The following is a 17480-nucleotide window of genomic DNA, read 5'->3' as shown; positions in this document are numbered from 1 at the left end:
ACGGGGGCCTCTCGTGGCGGGCCGTGGCCGGGACCGTCGCCGCCGCGCCGCTGCGGGCGCCGCTGCGCCTGCGGCACACCCTCAGCGGCTTCCGCCTGCCGCTCGAGCTGCACGTGGACGCGGGCGGCCCGACGGTCGCCGTGGACCTGCAGCGGTTCGCGGCCTCCGGCACCGTGGACCTCGGCCTCGACGCCCCGGAGGTCGCCCAGGCGGTCAACGCCGCGCTGGCGACGGCCGGTGCCGGCGGCCCCGCGGGCGGCGGCGAGCGCGTCGCGAACGGGGACTTCGTCGACTGGTACCGCGTCGGCACGGCGCTCGCGCCCGTCCGGTCCCTGCGCCTGCCCTCGGCGCTCGGGCTCGGCTTCGCCGCCGCCGCGTTCGGCCCGGGCAGCGACGTCGTGCACGCCGTGGCCGGCGGGCAGCGCGGCGACGGGCCGCCCGAGACCCGGTACCTGCGCTACGACGTGCTCTCCTCGGCACCCCAGAAGCAGGGCCTCGTCGGCGCCGGCACGCCCGTCGGCCTCGCGCTCGACCCGACCGGCGCCACGGCGGTGCTCGGGCTCGAGAGCCCGGCGGTGATCGGGCTGGCCGCGGCGGGGGGCGACGGCGGCAGCCTCGTGCTCGTCGACACCGCGACCGCGCGGCCGGTGGGCGGGGAGGTCGCCACGCCGGAGCTCGTCGCGGACGTCGTGGCCGACGGGCTCGGCGTGTACGTCCTCGGGCTGGTGTTCGCCGACGGGCGTCCCCGCACCCTCGTCCGGCACGCGACGTGGTCGCAGCTGCGGGACGCCGCGGCCGGCGCGCCCGTCCCGTGGTCGACCGCGCCGTCGGCGAACGTGCTCGGCCGCCCTCGGCACGCCGCCGTGGGGCGGGACGGCCGCCTCGTGCTCGTCGTGCGCGAGGAGACGCCCGACGGCTCGCAGCCGTCCGCCGAGCACGTCGTCACGTTCCCGGACCTGTCCGCCGTCGAGGCGGACGACGACGTGTCGGTGGCCGTGCCCGACGCGGTGCAGGTGGCCGTCGCATCCGACGGCACGGTGCTCGTGCTCACCCGGACCGCGGTGCAGTACCGCCGGCCGGGCGACCTGGGCCTGTTGCGGGAGCTGCCCTTCGCGTCGCAGGACGCCGCGGCGGGGTACGCGTTCGCCCTCGCGCCGCAGGGCGACGTCGCGGTCGTGGTGCGGCAGGAGGGCGTCGAGCTGCTCGACGTGCCGAACCGCCGGTGGCTCCCGTCGCCCGGGTTCTCCGTGACGGTCGCCGAGGGCGGGGGGCGGCTCGTCGTCAGCCCGGCCGGGACGCACGCCGTGCACACCGGCCTGTGGCTGACCGACGCGGACGTGCTGTCGATCGGGGACGCGCTGCCGGCCGAGTGGGAGATCACCGCCGGCACCGTGCGTCCCGTCAGCCTGCCCACGACGGGCGAGGTGCTCGCGCTGCTCGGGGACGTCCGCGAGGGCTCCGACCGCCAGGGGAAGCGCCCGAGCGGCCCGTCCTCGATGGCGCAGGTCGTGCCCGTCGTGGCCGGCGCCCGCTACCGGTTCTCGTTCGACGGACTCTCGTTCGCCGACGGCGGCGTCGCGCAGGTGCGCTGGAGCGGCGACCGCTGCGCCCCCGGCCGCGTGGACCGCGTCCCCGTGACGACGTTCGACGTCGAGCGCGACCGCTCCGTCGCCGTCGTCCCCCACCACGAGGCCGTGCTCGTCGCCCCCGACGCCGCCGTCCAGGCCGAGGTGCGGTTCTTCGTGCCCGACACGGCGCTGGCCGTCGACAAGGTGAGCCTGCTCGCCTCCGCCGACGTCGCGACCGGCACCTGGACGCCCGCCGACCCGGGCACGACCGTCACGCCGGGCACCGGCGACGTGACCCTGTCCAACACCGGCGTCGTCCCCTCCGCGGTCGCGCAGGCCGTGCCCGTGCAGGCGGGCGACGAGTACGCGCTCGAGGTCGTCGCGGTGCCGGACGGCGAGCCGGGTGCGGCCGTCGAGCTGGCGTTCGCCGACGACGCGGGCGCCCCCGTCGGCGCGACGGTGCGCGTCGGCCTCGACGCGCTGGACCTCGACGCGCACGCGGCCGCCGGGACCGTGCCGCCGGGCGCGGCCGAGGCGCAGCTGCGCGTCGTGCTGCCCGCCGGCGCCGTCGTCGTGCTGCGCGCGCTCAGCCTCTCCGTCGGCCCGCGCGTCGACGTCACGCTGGTGTTCGCGTCCGAGACGCCCGGGGACCTGCGCCTCAGCGACGTCGGCGTCACGCTCGACCACGGCACGCCGACGCCCGTGCCCGTGCCCACCGGCGGCCTGTGCCCGGTCACCCCGGCGGGCGACGGCCCGGACGGCGAGGCGTGCCACTGCCAGCGCTGCGGCTCCGACGGTCCCGTGCGGCAGGCGCGCGCAGCGCTCTCACCGGCCGGCCGGCCGGTCACCGTGACGCCCTGCCCGACGTGCGGCACCGACCGGGTGCGGCTGGGCGGACGGGTCGCGCTGCGGGCCGAGCCCGTGGCGCTGCGGCAGTACCGGGTGCAGGACCGCGCGCCGGAGCAGCTCGCCCGCGCCGTGCCCGGCCCCGCCGTGGTGTCCCGGGTGGAGCTGCGCGAGCCGCTGGAGGCCGTCGACGGCGTCGCGACCGCCCGGGCCCAGGCGCTGCGCAAGGCCGGGTTCGCGGACGTCGTGGCGCTCAGCCGCGCGGACGTCGCCGACGTCGCCGCGCTGCCCGGGGTCTCCGACGCCGCGGCCGCGCGGATCATCGACCACGCCCGCACGCTCGTGCGCGAGCGCGGCCAGCGGGTCGTGTTCGACTGACCGGCCCCGCGGCGCCCGCCCGAGCTACTTCTTGGTGGCCGCCTTGGAGCGCGTGCCGGTGCGGCGCGCCGGCTTCTTGGCCGGGCCGGCCGCCCGCTTCTCGGCGAGCAGCTCGATCGCCTGCTCGCGGGTGAGCGTCTCCGGCGTCGTGTCGCGCGGCAGCGTGCGGTTCGTCGTGCCGTCCGTGACGTACGCGCCGAACCGGCCCTCCTTGACGACGATCGGCGTGCCGCTCGTCGGGTCCTCGCCGAGCTCGGCGAGCGGCGGTGCGGCCGTCGCGCCGCGGCCACGCTTCGGCTGGGCGTAGATCGCCAGCGCCTCGTCGAGCGTCGTGGTGAACAGCGCCTCCTCCGAGGCGAGGGTGCGCGAGTCCGTGCCCTTCTTGAGGTACGGGCCGTAGCGGCCGTTCTGCGCCGTGATCTCCTCGCCCGTCGCGGGGTCCGTGCCGACGACGCGGGGCAGCGACAGCAGCTGCAGCGCCTCGTCGAGGGTGATCGTCTCCAGCGACATCGTGCGGAACAGCGACCCCGTGCGCGGCTTGGGCGCGGCGGCGAGCGCCTTCTTGCGCGCGGCGGCGGAGAGGTTCGGGTCGAGCTCGGGCTCGGGCAGCACCTCGGTGACGTACGGCCCGTAGCGGCCCTTGCGCGCGACGACCTGCGTCCCGGTGGCCGGGTCGACGCCCAGCACCTTGTCGCCGTCGGGCTGGGTCTCGAGCAGCTCGCGCGCCTTGTCGACCGTCAGCTCGTCGGGGGCGAGGTCGTCCGGCACCGACGCCCGGCGGGGCTCGGCGTCCGGGCCGTCGCCCGGCGCCTCGAGGTACGGCCCGTACCGGCCGACGCGCAGCGTGATGCCGTCGCCGATCTCGATCGAGTTGACCTCGCGGGCGTCGATCTCGCCGAGGTTCGCGACGAGGTCGCGCAGCCCCTCGCCGTCCTCGCTGCCGGAACCGTCGCCGAAGTAGAACCGCGTGAGCCACTCGACCCGGTCCTTCTGACCGGCCGCGATCTCGTCGAGGTCCTCCTCCATCTCCGCCGTGAAGTCGTAGTCGACGAGGCGGTCGAAGTTCTCCTCGAGCAGGCGGGTCACTGCGAACGCGAGCCACGTCGGCACGAGGGCCTGGCCGCGGTTGACCACGTACCCGCGGTCCTGGATCACCCCGATCGTCGCCGCGTACGTCGACGGGCGGCCGATCCCGCGCTCCTCGAGCGCCTTCACCAGGCTCGCCTCGGTGTAGCGCGGCGGCGGGCTCGTGCGGTGCCCGTCGGCGAGCAGGTCGGACGCCGTGAGCGCGTCCCCCTCGGCCATCTGCGGCAGGCGCGCGTCGCGCTCCTCCCCGCCCCCGCCGGAGCCCTCGGCGTCGTACCGGCCGGCGTCGCGGCCCTCCTCGTACGCCGCGAGGAACCCGCGGAAGGTGATGACCGTGCCGGACGCGGAGAACACCGCGTCGCGCCCGTCGGCGGCGACGGCCCCGAGCCGCACGGAGGCGGTGGAGCCGCGGGCGTCGGCCATCTGCGACGCGACCGTGCGCTTCCAGATCAGCTCGTAGAGCCGGAACTGGTCGCCGGACAGCTCGCGGGCCACCTGCGCCGGCGTGCGGAAGTGGTCGCCCGCCGGACGGATCGCCTCGTGCGCCTCCTGGGCGCCCTTCGCCTTGCTCGTGTAGACGCGCGCCTTGTCGGGCACGAACTCCGGCCCGTACAGCTCGGCCGCCTGGCGCCGCGCGGCGTCGATCGCCTGCGACGAGAGCACCGGCGAGTCGGTGCGCATGTAGGTGATGTAGCCGTTCTCGTACAGCGTCTGCGCCGTGCGCATCGCCTGCCGCGAGGACATGCGCAGCTTGCGGCTGGCCTCCTGCTGCAGCGTCGAGGTGGTGAACGGCGCGGCCGGGCGGCGCGTGTACGGCTTGGTCTCGATCGAGCGGACCGTGAACGACGCGTCGGCCAGCGCGGTGACGAGCGCCCCCGCGGCGGCCTCGTCGAGGTGCACGGCCTCGCCGCGGAGCACGCCGCGGTCGGTGAAGTCGCGGCCGGACGCGACCCGCGTGCCGTCGAGCGACGTCAGGCGCGCGCCGAACGTCGGCTCGTCGGCCGCCTCGACCGCGAACGTGCCGGTGACGTCCCAGTACTCGGCGGAGACGAACGCCATGCGCTCGCGCTCGCGCTCGACGACCAGCCGCGTCGCGACCGACTGCACGCGGCCGGCCGACAGCCCCTTGCCGACCTTGCGCCAGAGCACGGGGCTGACCTCGTAGCCGTACAGCCGGTCGAGGATGCGCCGCGTCTCCTGCGCGTCCACGAGCCGGTCGTCCAGCTCGCGCGTGTTCTCCAGCGCTCGGCCGATCGCCTCGCGCGTGATCTCGTGGAACACCATGCGCTTGACCGGGACCTTGGGCTTGAGCTCCTGCAGGAGGTGCCACGCGATGGCCTCGCCCTCGCGGTCCTCGTCGGTGGCGAGGTAGAGCTCGTCGGACTCCTTGAGCAGGCGCTTGAGCTCGGAGACCTTCTTCTTCTTGTCGGCGTCGACGACGTAGTACGGCGCGAAGCCGTTGTCGACGTCGACCGCGAACTTGCCGAACGGGCCCTTCTTCATGTCGGCGGGCAGCTCGGAGGGCTGCGGCAGGTCACGGATGTGACCGACGCTCGCCTCCACGTCGTACCCCTCGCCGAGGTACCCCGCGATCGTGCGCGCCTTCGCCGGCGACTCCACGATGACGAGCTTGCGCCCTGCTGACATGACATGCCTTCCCTCAGCGGCCGCTCCCGGCCCGCGTGACGACGCGGCCTGCTCGAGCGGACCGTCCCCGGGTGGGGACTCTACGACCTTCCGTCAAGCCGAACGCAACTGCCCGGCGCCGCGTTCCACGCCGGCCTCGCGGTCGACGGCGGTCGCCTGCCGCAGCGCCAGGACGAGCGCGAAGCCGAGCGCGCACGCCGCGACGGCGGCCGCGACGCCCCCGACGAACGCCTCCTGCTGCACGCGCGGGCGCCACAGCGACTGCGGGTCCGCGGCCAGCACGTCCCAGGTGCGGACGAGGACGACCCCGCCGACGGCTCCAGCACCCGCCGAGACCGCGACGAGCACCGACGCGGCCAGGGCGGCGCCGCGCTGCCGCGAGCGCGGCCGCGCGGTGCGCCGGGTCGCCGCCCACGCGCATGCGAGCGCGGTCCAGGCGAGGACGACGAGCATCGCGGCGACCACGTCGGAGGGCCGGTGCCACTGGCGCGCGAGGGTCGCGACGCCCGTCACCGCCGCGTAGGCGGCGCCGAGCACGGCGGCCCACGGCCGCGTGCGCGGCGGGACGACGAGCAGCAGGACGACGGCCGCCGACGCGGCGGCGGTCGTGTGCCCGCTGGGCAGGGTGTTGCCGTACACGCCCTCGACGCCGAGCTCCTCGCGCTGCAGCAGCACCTTCTTGACGAGCTGGGTGGTGACGTTCGAGCCGATCATGACGACCGCCACCTGCACCGCGAGGTCCGCGCGCCGGCGCAGGAACGCGACGACGACGGCCGCCAGCAGCACCGCCGCGATGAACGTCACCGAGACGACCTCGAGCACCCGCTCGGTCACGACCCAGACGCCGCTCTCGTGGTAGTCGGCCCCGCGCAGCGCGGCCTGCTCCACGAGCTGGCCCGTGAACGTGTCGACGAACAGGCGCCAGAGCAGCCACACGCCGACGGCGGACGCGAGCGCGACCAGCGCGGCGACGACCGCCACGACCGGGCGCGCGGCGACGCCGCCGGGAGGCCCCGGCCGCGCGGGCGTCGTGGCCGGGGCGTGCTGCACCGGACCACCGTAGGCCAACCGGGTGACCCCCTCGCGCGTCAGCGCACCGCGAGCTCGGGCGGCACCGGCACCGGGTCGAAGCCCGCGGCGGCGACTGCCTCGGGGTCGTGGCGCAGGCAGGCCACCCGCCGCCGCGGGTCGTCGCCCGGGACGGCCGGCGGCGTGAGCCGGGGCCGGACGGTCGCGCACGCGTCGAACGCGAACTCGCACCGGGCGCGGAACGGGCACCCGCTGGGCAGGCGGCCGAGGTCGGGCGGCGAGCCGGGGATCCCGCCGAGCTCGCGACGCTCGCCGCGCAGCGGGGGGAACGAGTGCAGCAGGCCGTTGGCGTAGGGGTGGCGCGGGCGGCGGTAGACGTCGAGGGCGTTCGCGTCCTCGACGATCTCCCCCGCGTACATGATCGCGATGCGGTCGGCGATCTCGATGAGCAGCGACACGTCGTGCGTGATGAACACGACCGAGAAGCCGAGCCGCTCGCGCAGCTCCGCGATCTGCTCGACGATCTGCCGCTGCATGACGACGTCGAGCGCGGTCGTCGGCTCGTCCATGATGAGCACCTGCGGCTCGAGGGCGAGCGCCATCGCGATCATCACGCGCTGGCGCATCCCCCCCGAGAGCTGGTGCGGGTACGAGCGGACGCGGTCCGGCGAGATGCCGACGAGCTCCAGCAGGTGCTCCGCGCGCTCGTACGCCTCCTTCTTCCCGACGCCGGGCAGGTGCGCCTGGATCGCGTCGACGAGCTGCTTGCCGACCCGGTACACGGGGTTGAGCGAGTTCATCGCGCCCTGGAACACGATCGCGAGGTCCTGCCAGCGCGAGGCGCGCAGGTCCCGGTCGGACAGCCGGAGGATGTCGCGCGTGCCGCCGTCGCGGTCGTGGAACAGCACCTCGCCGCCGGTGATGAGGCCGGGCGGCGGCAGCAGGCGCGTCGCGGCGTACGCGAGCGTCGACTTGCCGCACCCGGACTCCCCGGCGAGGCCCAGCACCTCCCCGCGGTGCAGCGTGAGCGACACGTCGCGCAGCACGCGCGTCGGGCTCTCGTCGTAGCCGTACTCCACCGAGAGGTTCCGGATCTCCAGGACGGGCTCGCGGGCCGGGGGCGCGGCGGCGAAGTCCTCGTACGTCGTGGTCGCGGCGCTCACCGGCCGGCCTCCTGCGTCGTCGGGGCGGCGGGGGCGGCGACGGCACGGGCCGCGTCCACCTCGCCGGGTCGGTCGTCCGCGCGCGGCTCGTCCACGACCGGCGTGAAGCCGATGCGCGGGCGGATGCCGCGGCGCTTGAGCTCGCGCGCCTTGAGGCCCGTGCTGCGCAGCCGCGGGTTGACGAACTCGTCGATGCCGAAGTTGATGAGGGTCAGCGCCATGCCGAGCGCCGCGATGCACAGGCCGGCCGGCACGAACCACCACCACGCGCCCCGCTGGAGCGCCAGGTTGTTCTGCGCCCAGAACAGGATCGTCCCCCAGTTCCACTCGCTGATCGGCGTGACGCCGAGGAACGCGAGCGTGATCTGCGAGAGCACGGCGAACGTCACCGTGCCGACGAACCCGGCGGCGATGATCGCCGTGAGGTTCGGCATGATCTCGGCGAAGATGATGCGCATCGTGCGCTCGCCGTTCGCCCGCGCGGCCTCGACGAAGTCGCGGCGCCGCAGCGAGAGGGTCTGCGCGCGCAGCACCCGAGCGCCCCACGCCCAGCCGGTGATCGCGATGATGAACGCGACCGTGACGCCGCCGGCCCCGGGCACCTGCGCCGCGATGATGATGATGAGCGGCAGCTGCGGGATGACGAGGAACACGTTCGACAGCGCCGAGAGCGTCTCGTCGCCGACCCCGCCCACGAAGCCCGCCGTGACCCCGACGAGCATCCCGATCAGCGTCGCCAGGACGCCCGAGATGAGCCCGACGACGAGCACGCCGCGCGTGCCGACGATGATCTGGCTCAGCACGTCCTGGCCCGTGTGCGTCGTGCCGAGCCAGTGGGCGGCCGAGGGCGGCTGCAGCAGCGCGTCGCTCATCGCGCTCGGGTCGTAGGGCGCGATCCACGGCCCGATGACCGCGATGACGCCGAAGAACGCGAGCATGCTCAGGCCCGTCAGGGCCTTCGCGTTGCGCAGGAACAGCAGGCGTCGCCGCGCGCCCGGCGCGGACGTCGTCTGCGGCACGACGTCGGGAGGCGTCGTCTCGAGAACGGTCGACTCGACGGCAGCCATGTCAGCCCTCCTGCCGGGTGCGCGGGTCGAGGAACGCGTAGGCCACGTCCGCGACGAGGTTCGCGAGCAGCACCGCGATCGTGATGATGAGGAAGCAGCCCTGCATGAGCGGGTAGTCGTACGTCGACACCGCCTGGTAGAGCACGTAGCCGATGCCCTGGTAGGAGAAGACCATCTCCATGACGAGCGTCCCGCCGACGATGAACCCGAGGGACAGGGCGAAGCTCGACACCTGCGGCAGGATCGCGTTGCGCGCCGCGTAGCCGAACAGGACCTTGCGCTCGCCGAGCCCCTTCGCCTGCGCGACCGTCACGTAGTCCTCCGAGGAGACCGTGACCATCATGTTGCGCATGCCGAGGATCCAGCCCGCGACGGACGAGATGACGATCGTCAGCGCCGGCAGCATCCCGTAGTAGAGGACGGACGAGATGAACTCCATGTCCAGGTGCGGGATGAGCGCGCGGTCGTAGCTGCCGTTGGAGGGGAACCACTGCAGCGTGACCGAGAACAGCGCGACGCACAGCAGCCCGAGCCAGAAGTACGGCACCGCCGAGAAGAAGGTCGAGATCGGCAGCAGGTTGTCCGCCCACGTCCCGCGGCGCCAGCCGATGCCGGTGCCGATGAGCGTGCCGACGACGAAGCTGATGATCGTCGCGATGCCGACCAGCCCGATCGTCCACGGCAGCGCCTGGCGGATGATGTCGACCACCGGGACGCCGAACATGAACGACGTGCCGAGGTTGCCGTGCAGCAGCAGGCCCCAGTAGTCGAGGTACTGCTGGAAGACGCTCTTGTCGGTGTCGAGGCCGAACAGCGTGCGGATCGCCGCCTCGGCGGACGAGTCGAGCTTCCCCTGGCTGCGGGCCATGATCGCCTTGACCGGGTCGCCCGGCATGAGGCGCGGGATGATGAAGTTGATCGTCACCGCCGCCCAGAGGGTGATGAGGTAGAAGATCCCGCGCCGGACGAAGAACCTCACGACGCCACCTCCGATCCCGTCCCGGTCGCCTGCTCGAGCAGCCCCGCGTCGACGGCGGGGCGGTCCCCGAACTCCTCGACGACCGAGCCGAGCGTCGGCCGGTCCGGACGGTCGGCGTAGCCCCAGCAGGCCGCCTCGCGGCCCTCGCCCACCGGCAGCAGCGGCGGCACCTCGGCGCGGCACAGGTCGTTCGCGAACGGGCAGCGCGGGTTGAACCGGCAGCCCGAGGGCGGCCGCACCAGGCTCGGCGCCTCGCCGTGCGCGCCGCGGGCGCGGGCGTCGAGGTCGTCCGGGTCGGGCGCGGACGCGACGAGCAGCTGCGTGTACGGGTGCTTGGGGTCCTGCGTCACCGACTCGCTGTCGCCCTGCTCCACGATGCGGCCGGCGTACATCACCATCGTGCGGTCCGCGAAGTACCGGGCCGAGGCGATGTCGTGCGTGATGTAGAGGATCGCGATGTGCAGGCGGTCGCGCAGGTCGCGCAGCAGGTTGAGGATGCCGAGGCGGATCGACACGTCGAGCATCGAGATCGGCTCGTCGGCGAGCAGCACCTCGGGGTCGGCCGCGAGCGCGCGCGCGATCGCGACGCGCTGGCGCTGGCCGCCCGACAGCTCGTGCGGGAACTTGTCGACGTACCGCTCGACGGGCGTCAGCTGCACCCGCTCCAGGAGCGAGGTCAGCGCGTCCTCGAGCTGCTGCCCGCGCAGCGCGCCCTGGTGGATGCGGATCGAGCGGGTGAGCGTGTAGCGCACGGTGTGCACCGGGTTCAGCGACCCGAACGGGTCCTGGAAGATCATCTGGACGCGCCGCACGTAGGCGCGGAAGTCGCGCCGTCGGCGGGCGGTGGCGTCCTCGCCGTGCAGCAGGATCCGGCCCGACGTCGCCGGCATGAGCTGCGCGAGCAGCCGGGCGATCGTCGACTTGCCGGAACCGGACTCGCCCACGAGGGCGACGACCCGGCCGCGGTGCAGCTCGAGGTTGACGTCGTCGACCGCGTGGACCACCGCGTTCGAGCGGAACCCGCGGACGGGGAAGTGCTTGCGCAGGTCGACGGCCTGCAGGACGGGGGCGTCCTCCGGCCGGGGACGGGCGGGTGCTGTCATCGGTTCACCTGGGGTCGGGCTCGCTCGCTGCGGGACTCGGGCGGTGCCGGTGCGGCGGGCGTGGGTGGCCACGCCCGCCGCACCGGTGGTGCTCAGCTGTTCGGCTTGAGCTTGGTGAGGATCAGCGACGCCTGCGGGCCGGTCGGCTGCGGGTTCGCGTACAGGTCCTCGGCCGTCGGGAAGCCCGTGTAGTTCTTCGTCGAGTACTGGGCGACCGCCGGGCGGCCCCAGATCACGATGCCGGGCACCTCGTCGACCCAGACCTTCTGGACGGTGTCCATCGCGGCCTTGCGGCTGGCGTCGTCGGTCGCGGCCGCGAAGTCGGCGAGCGCCTTGGTCGCGTCCTCGTTCTTGAACCGGCCGAAGTTCCAGCTCGCCGTCTCGCCGAGCTTCTTGTAGAACTGCCCGTCCATCACGTCGGCGTACATGTTCCACGGCGTCGCGCCGTTGTCGACCCAGTGCAGGGTCGCCTGGAAGTTGCCGTTCGGGATGATGTCGTTGAACCAGGCGTCCTGGTTCGCCGCGTTGACCGTGGCGGTCGCGCCGAGCTGCGCCGCCGCGTCCTTGATGATGTCGAGCGCGGTCAGGTAGTCGTTCCACCCGGCCGGGTTGACGAGCTCGAAGGAGACGGCCTCGCCGTCGGGGTCCACGAGCTTGTCGCCGTCGTAGGTGTACCCGGCGTCGGTGAGCACCTGCTTCGCGGCGTCGACGTCGACCTTGAGGTCCTGGCCCTTGTACTCGTCGGCGAGCCACTTCTCGCCCGACGGCATCGGCATGCCGGTGACCGACGTGATGACCGGCCACACGCCCGAGCCGGCGACCTGCGAGATCTTCGCGCGGTCGACGACCATGTTGAGCGCCTTGCGGAACGCCACGTTGTCGAACGGCTTCTTCTCGGTGTTGAGGTAGAGCACGTCGACGCCGAAGCCGCCGCCGGCGACCTGCGCGTTGTGGTCCTTGTCCTGCGCGATGAAGACGTTCTCGTAGTCGGCGATGAACGTCCAGCCCCACTGCGCCTCGCCCGTGGTGAGCGCGGTCGTCAGGGCGTTGTTGTCGTTGTAGGACGAGTACTGCAGCTGGCCGACGACCGGCTTCGTGCCCCAGTAGGTGGGGTTGGGGACCAGCGTCGCCGCCTGCGGCGTCCACGACTTGAGCGTGTACGGGCCGGTGCCGACGGGCTCCTTGTCGGGGAACTCGGCCGGGTTGTCGACGTCCTTCCAGATGTGCTCCGGCACGGTGACCTGCTGCAGGAGCTTGATCTGGTTGACGTACTGCGGCGCGTTGAACGTGATGGTGACGGTGTTGCCGTCCGCCTCGGCGCTCTGCAGCGTCTCGGGGAAGTTGGCGTTCAGCGCCTTGTTGTTGAGCAGCAGGTTCCACGTGAACGCGACGTCGTCGGCCGTGAAGTCCTCGCCGTCCGACCACTTCACGCCGTCACGCACGGTGACGGTCGCGACCGTGTAGTCGTCGTTCCAGTCCACCGCCGTCGCGAGCCACGGCGTCGGGTTGTCGAGCGGGTTGACGTCGTTCGTCTGCATGAGCGGCTCGTAGATCGCCCAGGCGTAGCCGAGCGACTTCGCCGCGGAGCCGGTGGGCGCGAGCGGGTTCTGGTTCTCGGTCAGCGTCCCGTTGGGCATGCCGACCGTGAGGACCTTGTTGCTGACCTCACCGTTGCCGCTGCTCGTCGACGACGGGTCGCTGCCCGGGTTCGACGAGCAGGCGGTGGCGAGCAGCGCGACCGACGCCAGACCGGCGGCGAGCGTAGCGAGCTTGCGCGTTCTCACGAGTGCCTCCTTGCACTACTGCGGTGATTCTGGACGGTATCGAGGTGCTGAGCGCTCGGGGCAACTGCGGACTGCCCCGAGCACGGGGTGCGCCGGGGACGCCTGGCGGCGGCCACGGCCGGTCGGGACCTACGTCGAGGTCGGGCGGGACGGCGGGGACGGGGCGGGGTGGTGCCGGTTCACGACGCACCTGCCACGGTGACGTCGAGGTCGAGGCGCAGGTCGCTCGACGAGCGGCCCGCGCGCAGGCGGTACGTGCCGGCCGGGACGACCCAGCCGGACCGCACCGGGTCCCAGGTGCGCAGCGCGCGCGCGTCGACGCGCACCCGGGCGGTCGTGCGGGCGCCGGGCTCGGCGTGCACGACGGCGAAGGAGCCGAGCCAGCGCACGGGCCGGTCGGCCGGCGGGTCGCCGGCGTCGTCGGCGGGCGGCTCGACGTACACCTGGACGACCTCGCGGCCCGCGCGAGCGCCGGTGTTCGTCACGGTCACGTCGACGAGGACGTCACCGGAGGGGGTGGTGCGGGCGTCGGCCTCGTCGTAGCGCCACGTGGTCCAGCCGAGGCCGTGGCCGAACGGCGCCGCGGGCGTGCGGCCGAGGCGCAGCCAGCCGCGGTAGCCGACGTGCACGCCCTCGGCGTAGTCGATCACGCCGTCGACCGGCACCGCGTGGGGCACCGGGACGTCGGCCTCGTCGGCGGGCAGCGTCCACGGCAGCCGGCCCGCGGGCTCGGTGCGGCCGGCGAGCACGTCGCCGAGGGCCTCGGGCCACTCCTGGCCGCCGAGCCAGCCCCACACGACGGTGGGCGCCTCGTCGAGCCACGGGAGGACGACCGGGGCGCCGGCGTTCACGACGACGACCGTGCGCGGGTTGGCCGCGAGCACGGCGCGGACCAGCGCGTCCTGGGTGCCCGGCAGGGCGAGCGACGTCCGGTCGTAGCCCTCCGACTCGATCTCCTCGTTGGTCCCGACGACGACGACGGCCAGCTCGGCGTCGCGCGCCGCGGCGACCGCGTCCGCGAGCAGCTCCTCGGCCGGCGTCGCGGGCACCCGGTGCACGAGCTCGGCGCGGGCGAACGACGCGTACCCGACCGGGTGCACGGCCTGCACCGTGGCGTCCAGGGCGACCACGCGCGGCTCGGTGACGTCGAGCGCGAGCACGACGGGGGCCGGCTGGTTCACCGACGAGTCGAGGATGACCTCCGCGCCGACCCGGTGGGTGCTCGTCGAGAGCTCCTGGCCGTCGACGACCAGCCGGTGCGCCCCGACGGTGCCGACGCCGACCTCGTGCCGCCCGGGCTCGTCGAGCCGGATCTCGGCACGGATCCGCACCGCGGCGGCGTCCGCCTGCGGCTCGCGCAGCCACCCCGACCAGTCGGTGACGACCTCGGCCGCGAGCACGGTGCCGTCCGCCGCGAGCACCTCGACGAGCGCGCCGCGCGAGCCGTCCGGCGCGGCGCAGCGGGCGAGGAGGTCGAGGCGCGGGGGGTGCAGCCGCGAGACGGCGCCGGGGCGGACCGTGATCGTCGCGCCGGGGAACGCCTCCGCGAGGCCCTCCTCGACGGTCGAGCGACGGTCGGGGCGGACGTAGGCGGAGCCGCCGCCCTGCACGAACGGGTCGACCGCGTTCGGGCCGACGAGCGCGATGGTCGCCGGGCCGTGCTGCGCGACGGGCCACGCACCGGCCTCGTCGCGCAGCACGACCATCGAGCGCGCGACGAGGCGACGGAGGACCTCGCGCGCATCGGGCAGGGTGCCGGCCGCACGGTGGGAGCCCGCGGGGTCGGACCCCGCGAGCGCGCCCACCCGCCGTGCGAGCCGGAGCACCCGGACGACCTTCTCGTCGATCGCGGCCTGGTCGACCCGGCCCGCGCGGACCGCGTCCAGCAGGCCGTCGCCCCACGGGCCGTCGGGCCCGGGCATCTGCAGGTCCAGCCCGCCCTCCACGGCGCCCTCGACGGACTTCGTCGCGACCCAGTCCGAGACGACGACGCCGTCGAAGCCCCACTCGTCCTTGAGGACGCCCGTGAGCAGCGGGCGGTGCTCGAGCACCGGCGCCGCGAGCGTGCCGTCGTCGACGCCGGAGTAGGCGCCCATCACGGACCAGGCGTGCGCGTCGTGCACCAGGCGCTCGAACGGCTGCAGGTAGACCTCGCGCAGCGTGCGCTCGTCGACCCGGCTGACGTAGCTCGTGCGCTGGGTCTCGGAGTCGTTGGCGACGAAGTGCTTGACGCACATCCCCACGCCGCGGTCCTGCGCGGCCCGCACGACGTGCACGGCGATCTCGCTCGTGAGGTGCGGGTCCTCGGAGTAGCACTCGAAGTGGCGGCCGCCGACCGGGGTGCGCTGGATGTTGACCTGCGGCGCGAGCACGACGTCGACGCCGTGCCGGCGCGCCTCGGCGGCGAACAGGGCGCCGACCTCGTCGGCCAGCTCGACGTCCCACGTCGCCGCCAGCGCGGACGGCGCGGGGAAGGACGCGGACGTCTCGACGCCGTCCTCCGAGACGCCCCGCACGCCGGCGGGGCCGTCGGACACCTGGATCGCCCGCAGGCCCACCTCGGGCAGCGCGATCGTCGACCACAGGCCGGCGCCGACGACGAGGCGGACCTTGTCCTCGAGCGGCAGCTGGGCCGCCAGGGCGGTGAGGTCCTGGTCGTCGGCCGCGGGCGGCTGCGTTGCCGTGTCGAGCGACACTCGTGCTCCGTTCCAACGTCGTCGTTGCAAGCGATGCAGGCGGGTCGTGCACCCCGGTGGCCCGGGTCCGCCGGCGTCCGTGCCGGCGAGGTGACGACATACAACCACAACTTACTGACTTGTCAGTAAGCCGGAAGGTCACAGTATGGTTTCGGCCATGAACGCCGATGGCGCGTCTGCCGCAGAGCCGCGGCCCCGCAAGCGCCGCCCCCGCCAGGCCACCGCCGAGCGCCGCGCGGAGATCCTGCGCGCCGCCGCGAACACCTTCGGCTCGAAGGGCTACAAGAACGGCTCGCTCGCCGAGGTCGCGGAGCAGGTCGGCATCACCCACGCCGGCGTGCTCCACCACTTCGGCACCAAGGAGCAGCTGCTCGTCGAGGTGCTGGAGTTCCGCGACACCGAGGACGTGCGCGAGCTCGAGGGCCAGCACATCCCCGGCGGCATCGACCTGTTCCACCACCTCGTGCGCACCGCCCGGATGAACGTCGACCGGCCCGGCATCGTGCAGGGCTACTCCGTGCTCACGGGCGAGTCGGTGACCGAGAACCACCCCGCACGCCAGTGGGTCACGCACCGGTTCGCGGTGCTGCGCGGCGAGATCGCCGACGCGATCGACCAGGTCGCCGCCGCCGAGGGCCGCGAGGTCTCGCGCGCGACCGCCGAGCAGGCCGCGAGCGCGATCATCGGCGTCATGGACGGCCTGCAGGTCCAGTGGCTGCTCGACGACTCCGTGGACCTCGCCGAGTCCACCCGCTTCGCGATCGAGTCGATCCTCCAGGCCGCGCTGTCGGGCGACCGCCGCCGGCCCCCGCTGGGCTGACCGCTAGCGACGTGCCGAGCGCCGCAGCGGGAAGCCGCCGGCGACGAGGTCCTCGGGCGGCGGGAGCGTGTCGAGCTCGCTGCCCGGCAGCGGGAAGCCGCCCTCCGGCGGCGTCCCGACCCACACCCGCCACAGCCCCGTCGAGTGGTCGACGACGCCGGTGACCTCCAGCTCGTCGCGGCGGCCGGGCGGCAGCTGAGGGCCGAGCAGCGGAGCCTCGTCCTGCGGGACGAACCCGACGATCATGTTCCGCCACGTCACGACGAGGAGGTCGCCCGCGCCGCGGCTGATGCGCAGGTCGGCGGGCACGGGCACGCGTGCGACCTGCTCGCGTGAGGTCAGCGCCGCGACCAGGGACCGCTGCAGCGCGGAGGCTTCGGCGGCCCAGAAACCGCCGAAGAGGATCGCTGGCACGGCGACGGTGCGGTGCAGCAGGCGCACCCCTCGAGAGTCCCACGTCGCGCGCGGGTGGACAACGGTCGCCGGCACGCGCGCTCACCTGGCCCGGGCACAGGAAGCTCCCAGGCGCGGCCCAGGGGACGGCAAGGATGCGCCGCCACAGTGGGGTCATGGCCACCACGACCCAGCGCCGCCCCCAGCCCCTCACCCGTGCCGACGGTGCGCCGGTGCGCGCGCTCGTCGTCGACGACGAGCCGACGCTCGCCGAGCTGCTCTCGACCGCCCTGCGGTACGAGGGCTGGCAGGTCGAGCACGCCCTCACGGGCCACACCGCGCTGCGCCGCGTGCAGCAGAGCGACCCCGACGTCATCGTCCTCGACGTCATGCTCCCCGACCTCACCGGGCTCGAGGTGCTGCGCCGCGTGCGGCAGACGCACCCGCACGTGCCCGTCCTGTTTCTCACCGCCAAGGACGCCGTCGAGGACCGCATCGCGGGGCTGACGGCCGGCGGCGACGACTACGTCACCAAGCCGTTCAGCCTGGAGGAGGTCGTCGCCCGGCTGCGCGCGCTGCTGCGGCGCGCGGGCGCCGTCGCGCAGGAGCAGGACGCCGTGCTCGTCGTCGGCGACCTGCGGCTGGACGAGGACAGCCACGAGGTGATGCGCGGCGAGGACGAGATCCGGCTGACCGCGACCGAGTTCGAGCTGCTGCGCTACTTCATGCGCAACCCGAGGCGCGTCCTGTCGAAGGCGCAGATCCTCGACCGGGTGTGGCAGTACGACTTCGGCGGGCAGGCGAACATCGTCGAGCTCTACGTTTCCTACCTGCGCCGCAAGATCGACAAGGGCCGGACGCCCATGCTGCACACGCTGCGCGGCGTCGGCTACGTGCTCAAGCCGGCGGTCTGACCCCGCC

Annotated in this window: 12 protein-coding genes; 3 read left to right on the top strand and 9 right to left on the bottom strand. The window is 74.1% G+C overall.

The genetic code is table 11. The annotated features are described in order from the left end of the window. A partial coding sequence (locus tag HGCM_RS17085) for a helix-hairpin-helix domain-containing protein (protein WP_040398949.1) occupies window positions 1-2792 on the top strand: 2792 nt, incomplete at its 5' end. A 24-nt stretch (window positions 2793-2816) separates the two neighbouring features. On the opposite strand, the gene topA is transcribed toward HGCM_RS17085, so the two are convergent. The 8 genes from topA to HGCM_RS05645 form a co-directional block, all read right to left on the bottom strand. Next, the gene (gene topA / locus HGCM_RS05680) at window positions 2817-5525 is read right to left on the bottom strand and encodes a type I DNA topoisomerase (RefSeq protein WP_019135904.1); all 2709 of its coding nucleotides are present in this window, start codon (window positions 5523-5525) and stop codon (window positions 2817-2819) included. A 93-nt stretch (window positions 5526-5618) separates the two neighbouring features. Beyond that, window positions 5619-6575, bottom strand: a complete 957-nt coding sequence (locus tag HGCM_RS17080) for a phosphatase PAP2 family protein (RefSeq protein WP_019135903.1) — start codon at window positions 6573-6575, stop codon at window positions 5619-5621. Window positions 6576-6613: 38 nt separating this feature from the next. Then, window positions 6614-7717: an ABC transporter ATP-binding protein gene (locus HGCM_RS17075; protein WP_019135902.1), complete on the bottom strand. Its 1104-nt coding sequence runs from the start codon at window positions 7715-7717 to the stop codon at window positions 6614-6616. After that, window positions 7714-8784: an ABC transporter permease gene (locus HGCM_RS17070; protein WP_019135901.1), complete on the bottom strand. Its 1071-nt coding sequence runs from the start codon at window positions 8782-8784 to the stop codon at window positions 7714-7716. The genes HGCM_RS17075 and HGCM_RS17070 overlap by 4 nt, the downstream gene beginning before the upstream one ends. Window position 8785: 1 nt before the next feature. Further along, window positions 8786-9763 carry an ABC transporter permease gene (locus HGCM_RS05660; RefSeq protein WP_019135900.1) on the bottom strand — a complete coding sequence of 326 codons (978 nt, stop codon included), beginning with the start codon at window positions 9761-9763 and terminating at the stop codon, window positions 8786-8788. After that, entirely contained in the window at window positions 9760-10866 is a 1107-nt protein-coding gene (locus HGCM_RS05655; protein ID WP_019135899.1) for an ABC transporter ATP-binding protein, read from the bottom strand. The genes HGCM_RS05660 and HGCM_RS05655 overlap by 4 nt, the downstream gene beginning before the upstream one ends. Window positions 10867-10958: 92 nt before the next feature. Next, complete coding sequence (locus HGCM_RS05650) at window positions 10959-12650, bottom strand: ABC transporter substrate-binding protein (RefSeq protein WP_019135898.1); 1692 nt, start codon at window positions 12648-12650, stop codon at window positions 10959-10961. Window positions 12651-12829: 179 nt separating this feature from the next. Continuing rightward, the gene (locus tag HGCM_RS05645) at window positions 12830-15346 is read right to left on the bottom strand and encodes a beta-d-glucosidase (RefSeq protein ID WP_019135897.1); all 2517 of its coding nucleotides are present in this window, start codon (window positions 15344-15346) and stop codon (window positions 12830-12832) included. 157 nt (window positions 15347-15503) lie between these two features. Here HGCM_RS05645 and HGCM_RS05640 point away from each other — a divergent pair, with 157 nt between their 5' ends. After that, entirely contained in the window at window positions 15504-16166 is a 663-nt protein-coding gene (locus tag HGCM_RS05640; RefSeq protein ID WP_019135896.1) for a TetR/AcrR family transcriptional regulator, read from the top strand. A 3-nt stretch (window positions 16167-16169) separates the two neighbouring features. On the opposite strand, the gene HGCM_RS05635 is transcribed toward HGCM_RS05640, so the two are convergent. Continuing rightward, window positions 16170-16580: a hypothetical protein gene (locus HGCM_RS05635; RefSeq protein WP_026075289.1), complete on the bottom strand. Its 411-nt coding sequence runs from the start codon at window positions 16578-16580 to the stop codon at window positions 16170-16172. Window positions 16581-16735: 155 nt separating this feature from the next. Here HGCM_RS05635 and HGCM_RS05630 point away from each other — a divergent pair, with 155 nt between their 5' ends. Then, window positions 16736-17473 (top strand): response regulator transcription factor, encoded by a 738-nt coding sequence (locus tag HGCM_RS05630; RefSeq protein WP_019135894.1) that lies wholly within the window; start codon window positions 16736-16738, stop codon window positions 17471-17473. Window positions 17474-17480: the final 7 nt, after the last annotated feature.

This window comes from Cellulomonas massiliensis JC225 (genome assembly GCF_000312005.1).
Taxonomy (GTDB): domain Bacteria; phylum Actinomycetota; class Actinomycetes; order Actinomycetales; family Cellulomonadaceae; genus Cellulomonas; species Cellulomonas massiliensis.
Note: the sequence above shows the minus strand (reverse complement) of the source record. Positions and strands in the feature narration are given on the sequence as shown.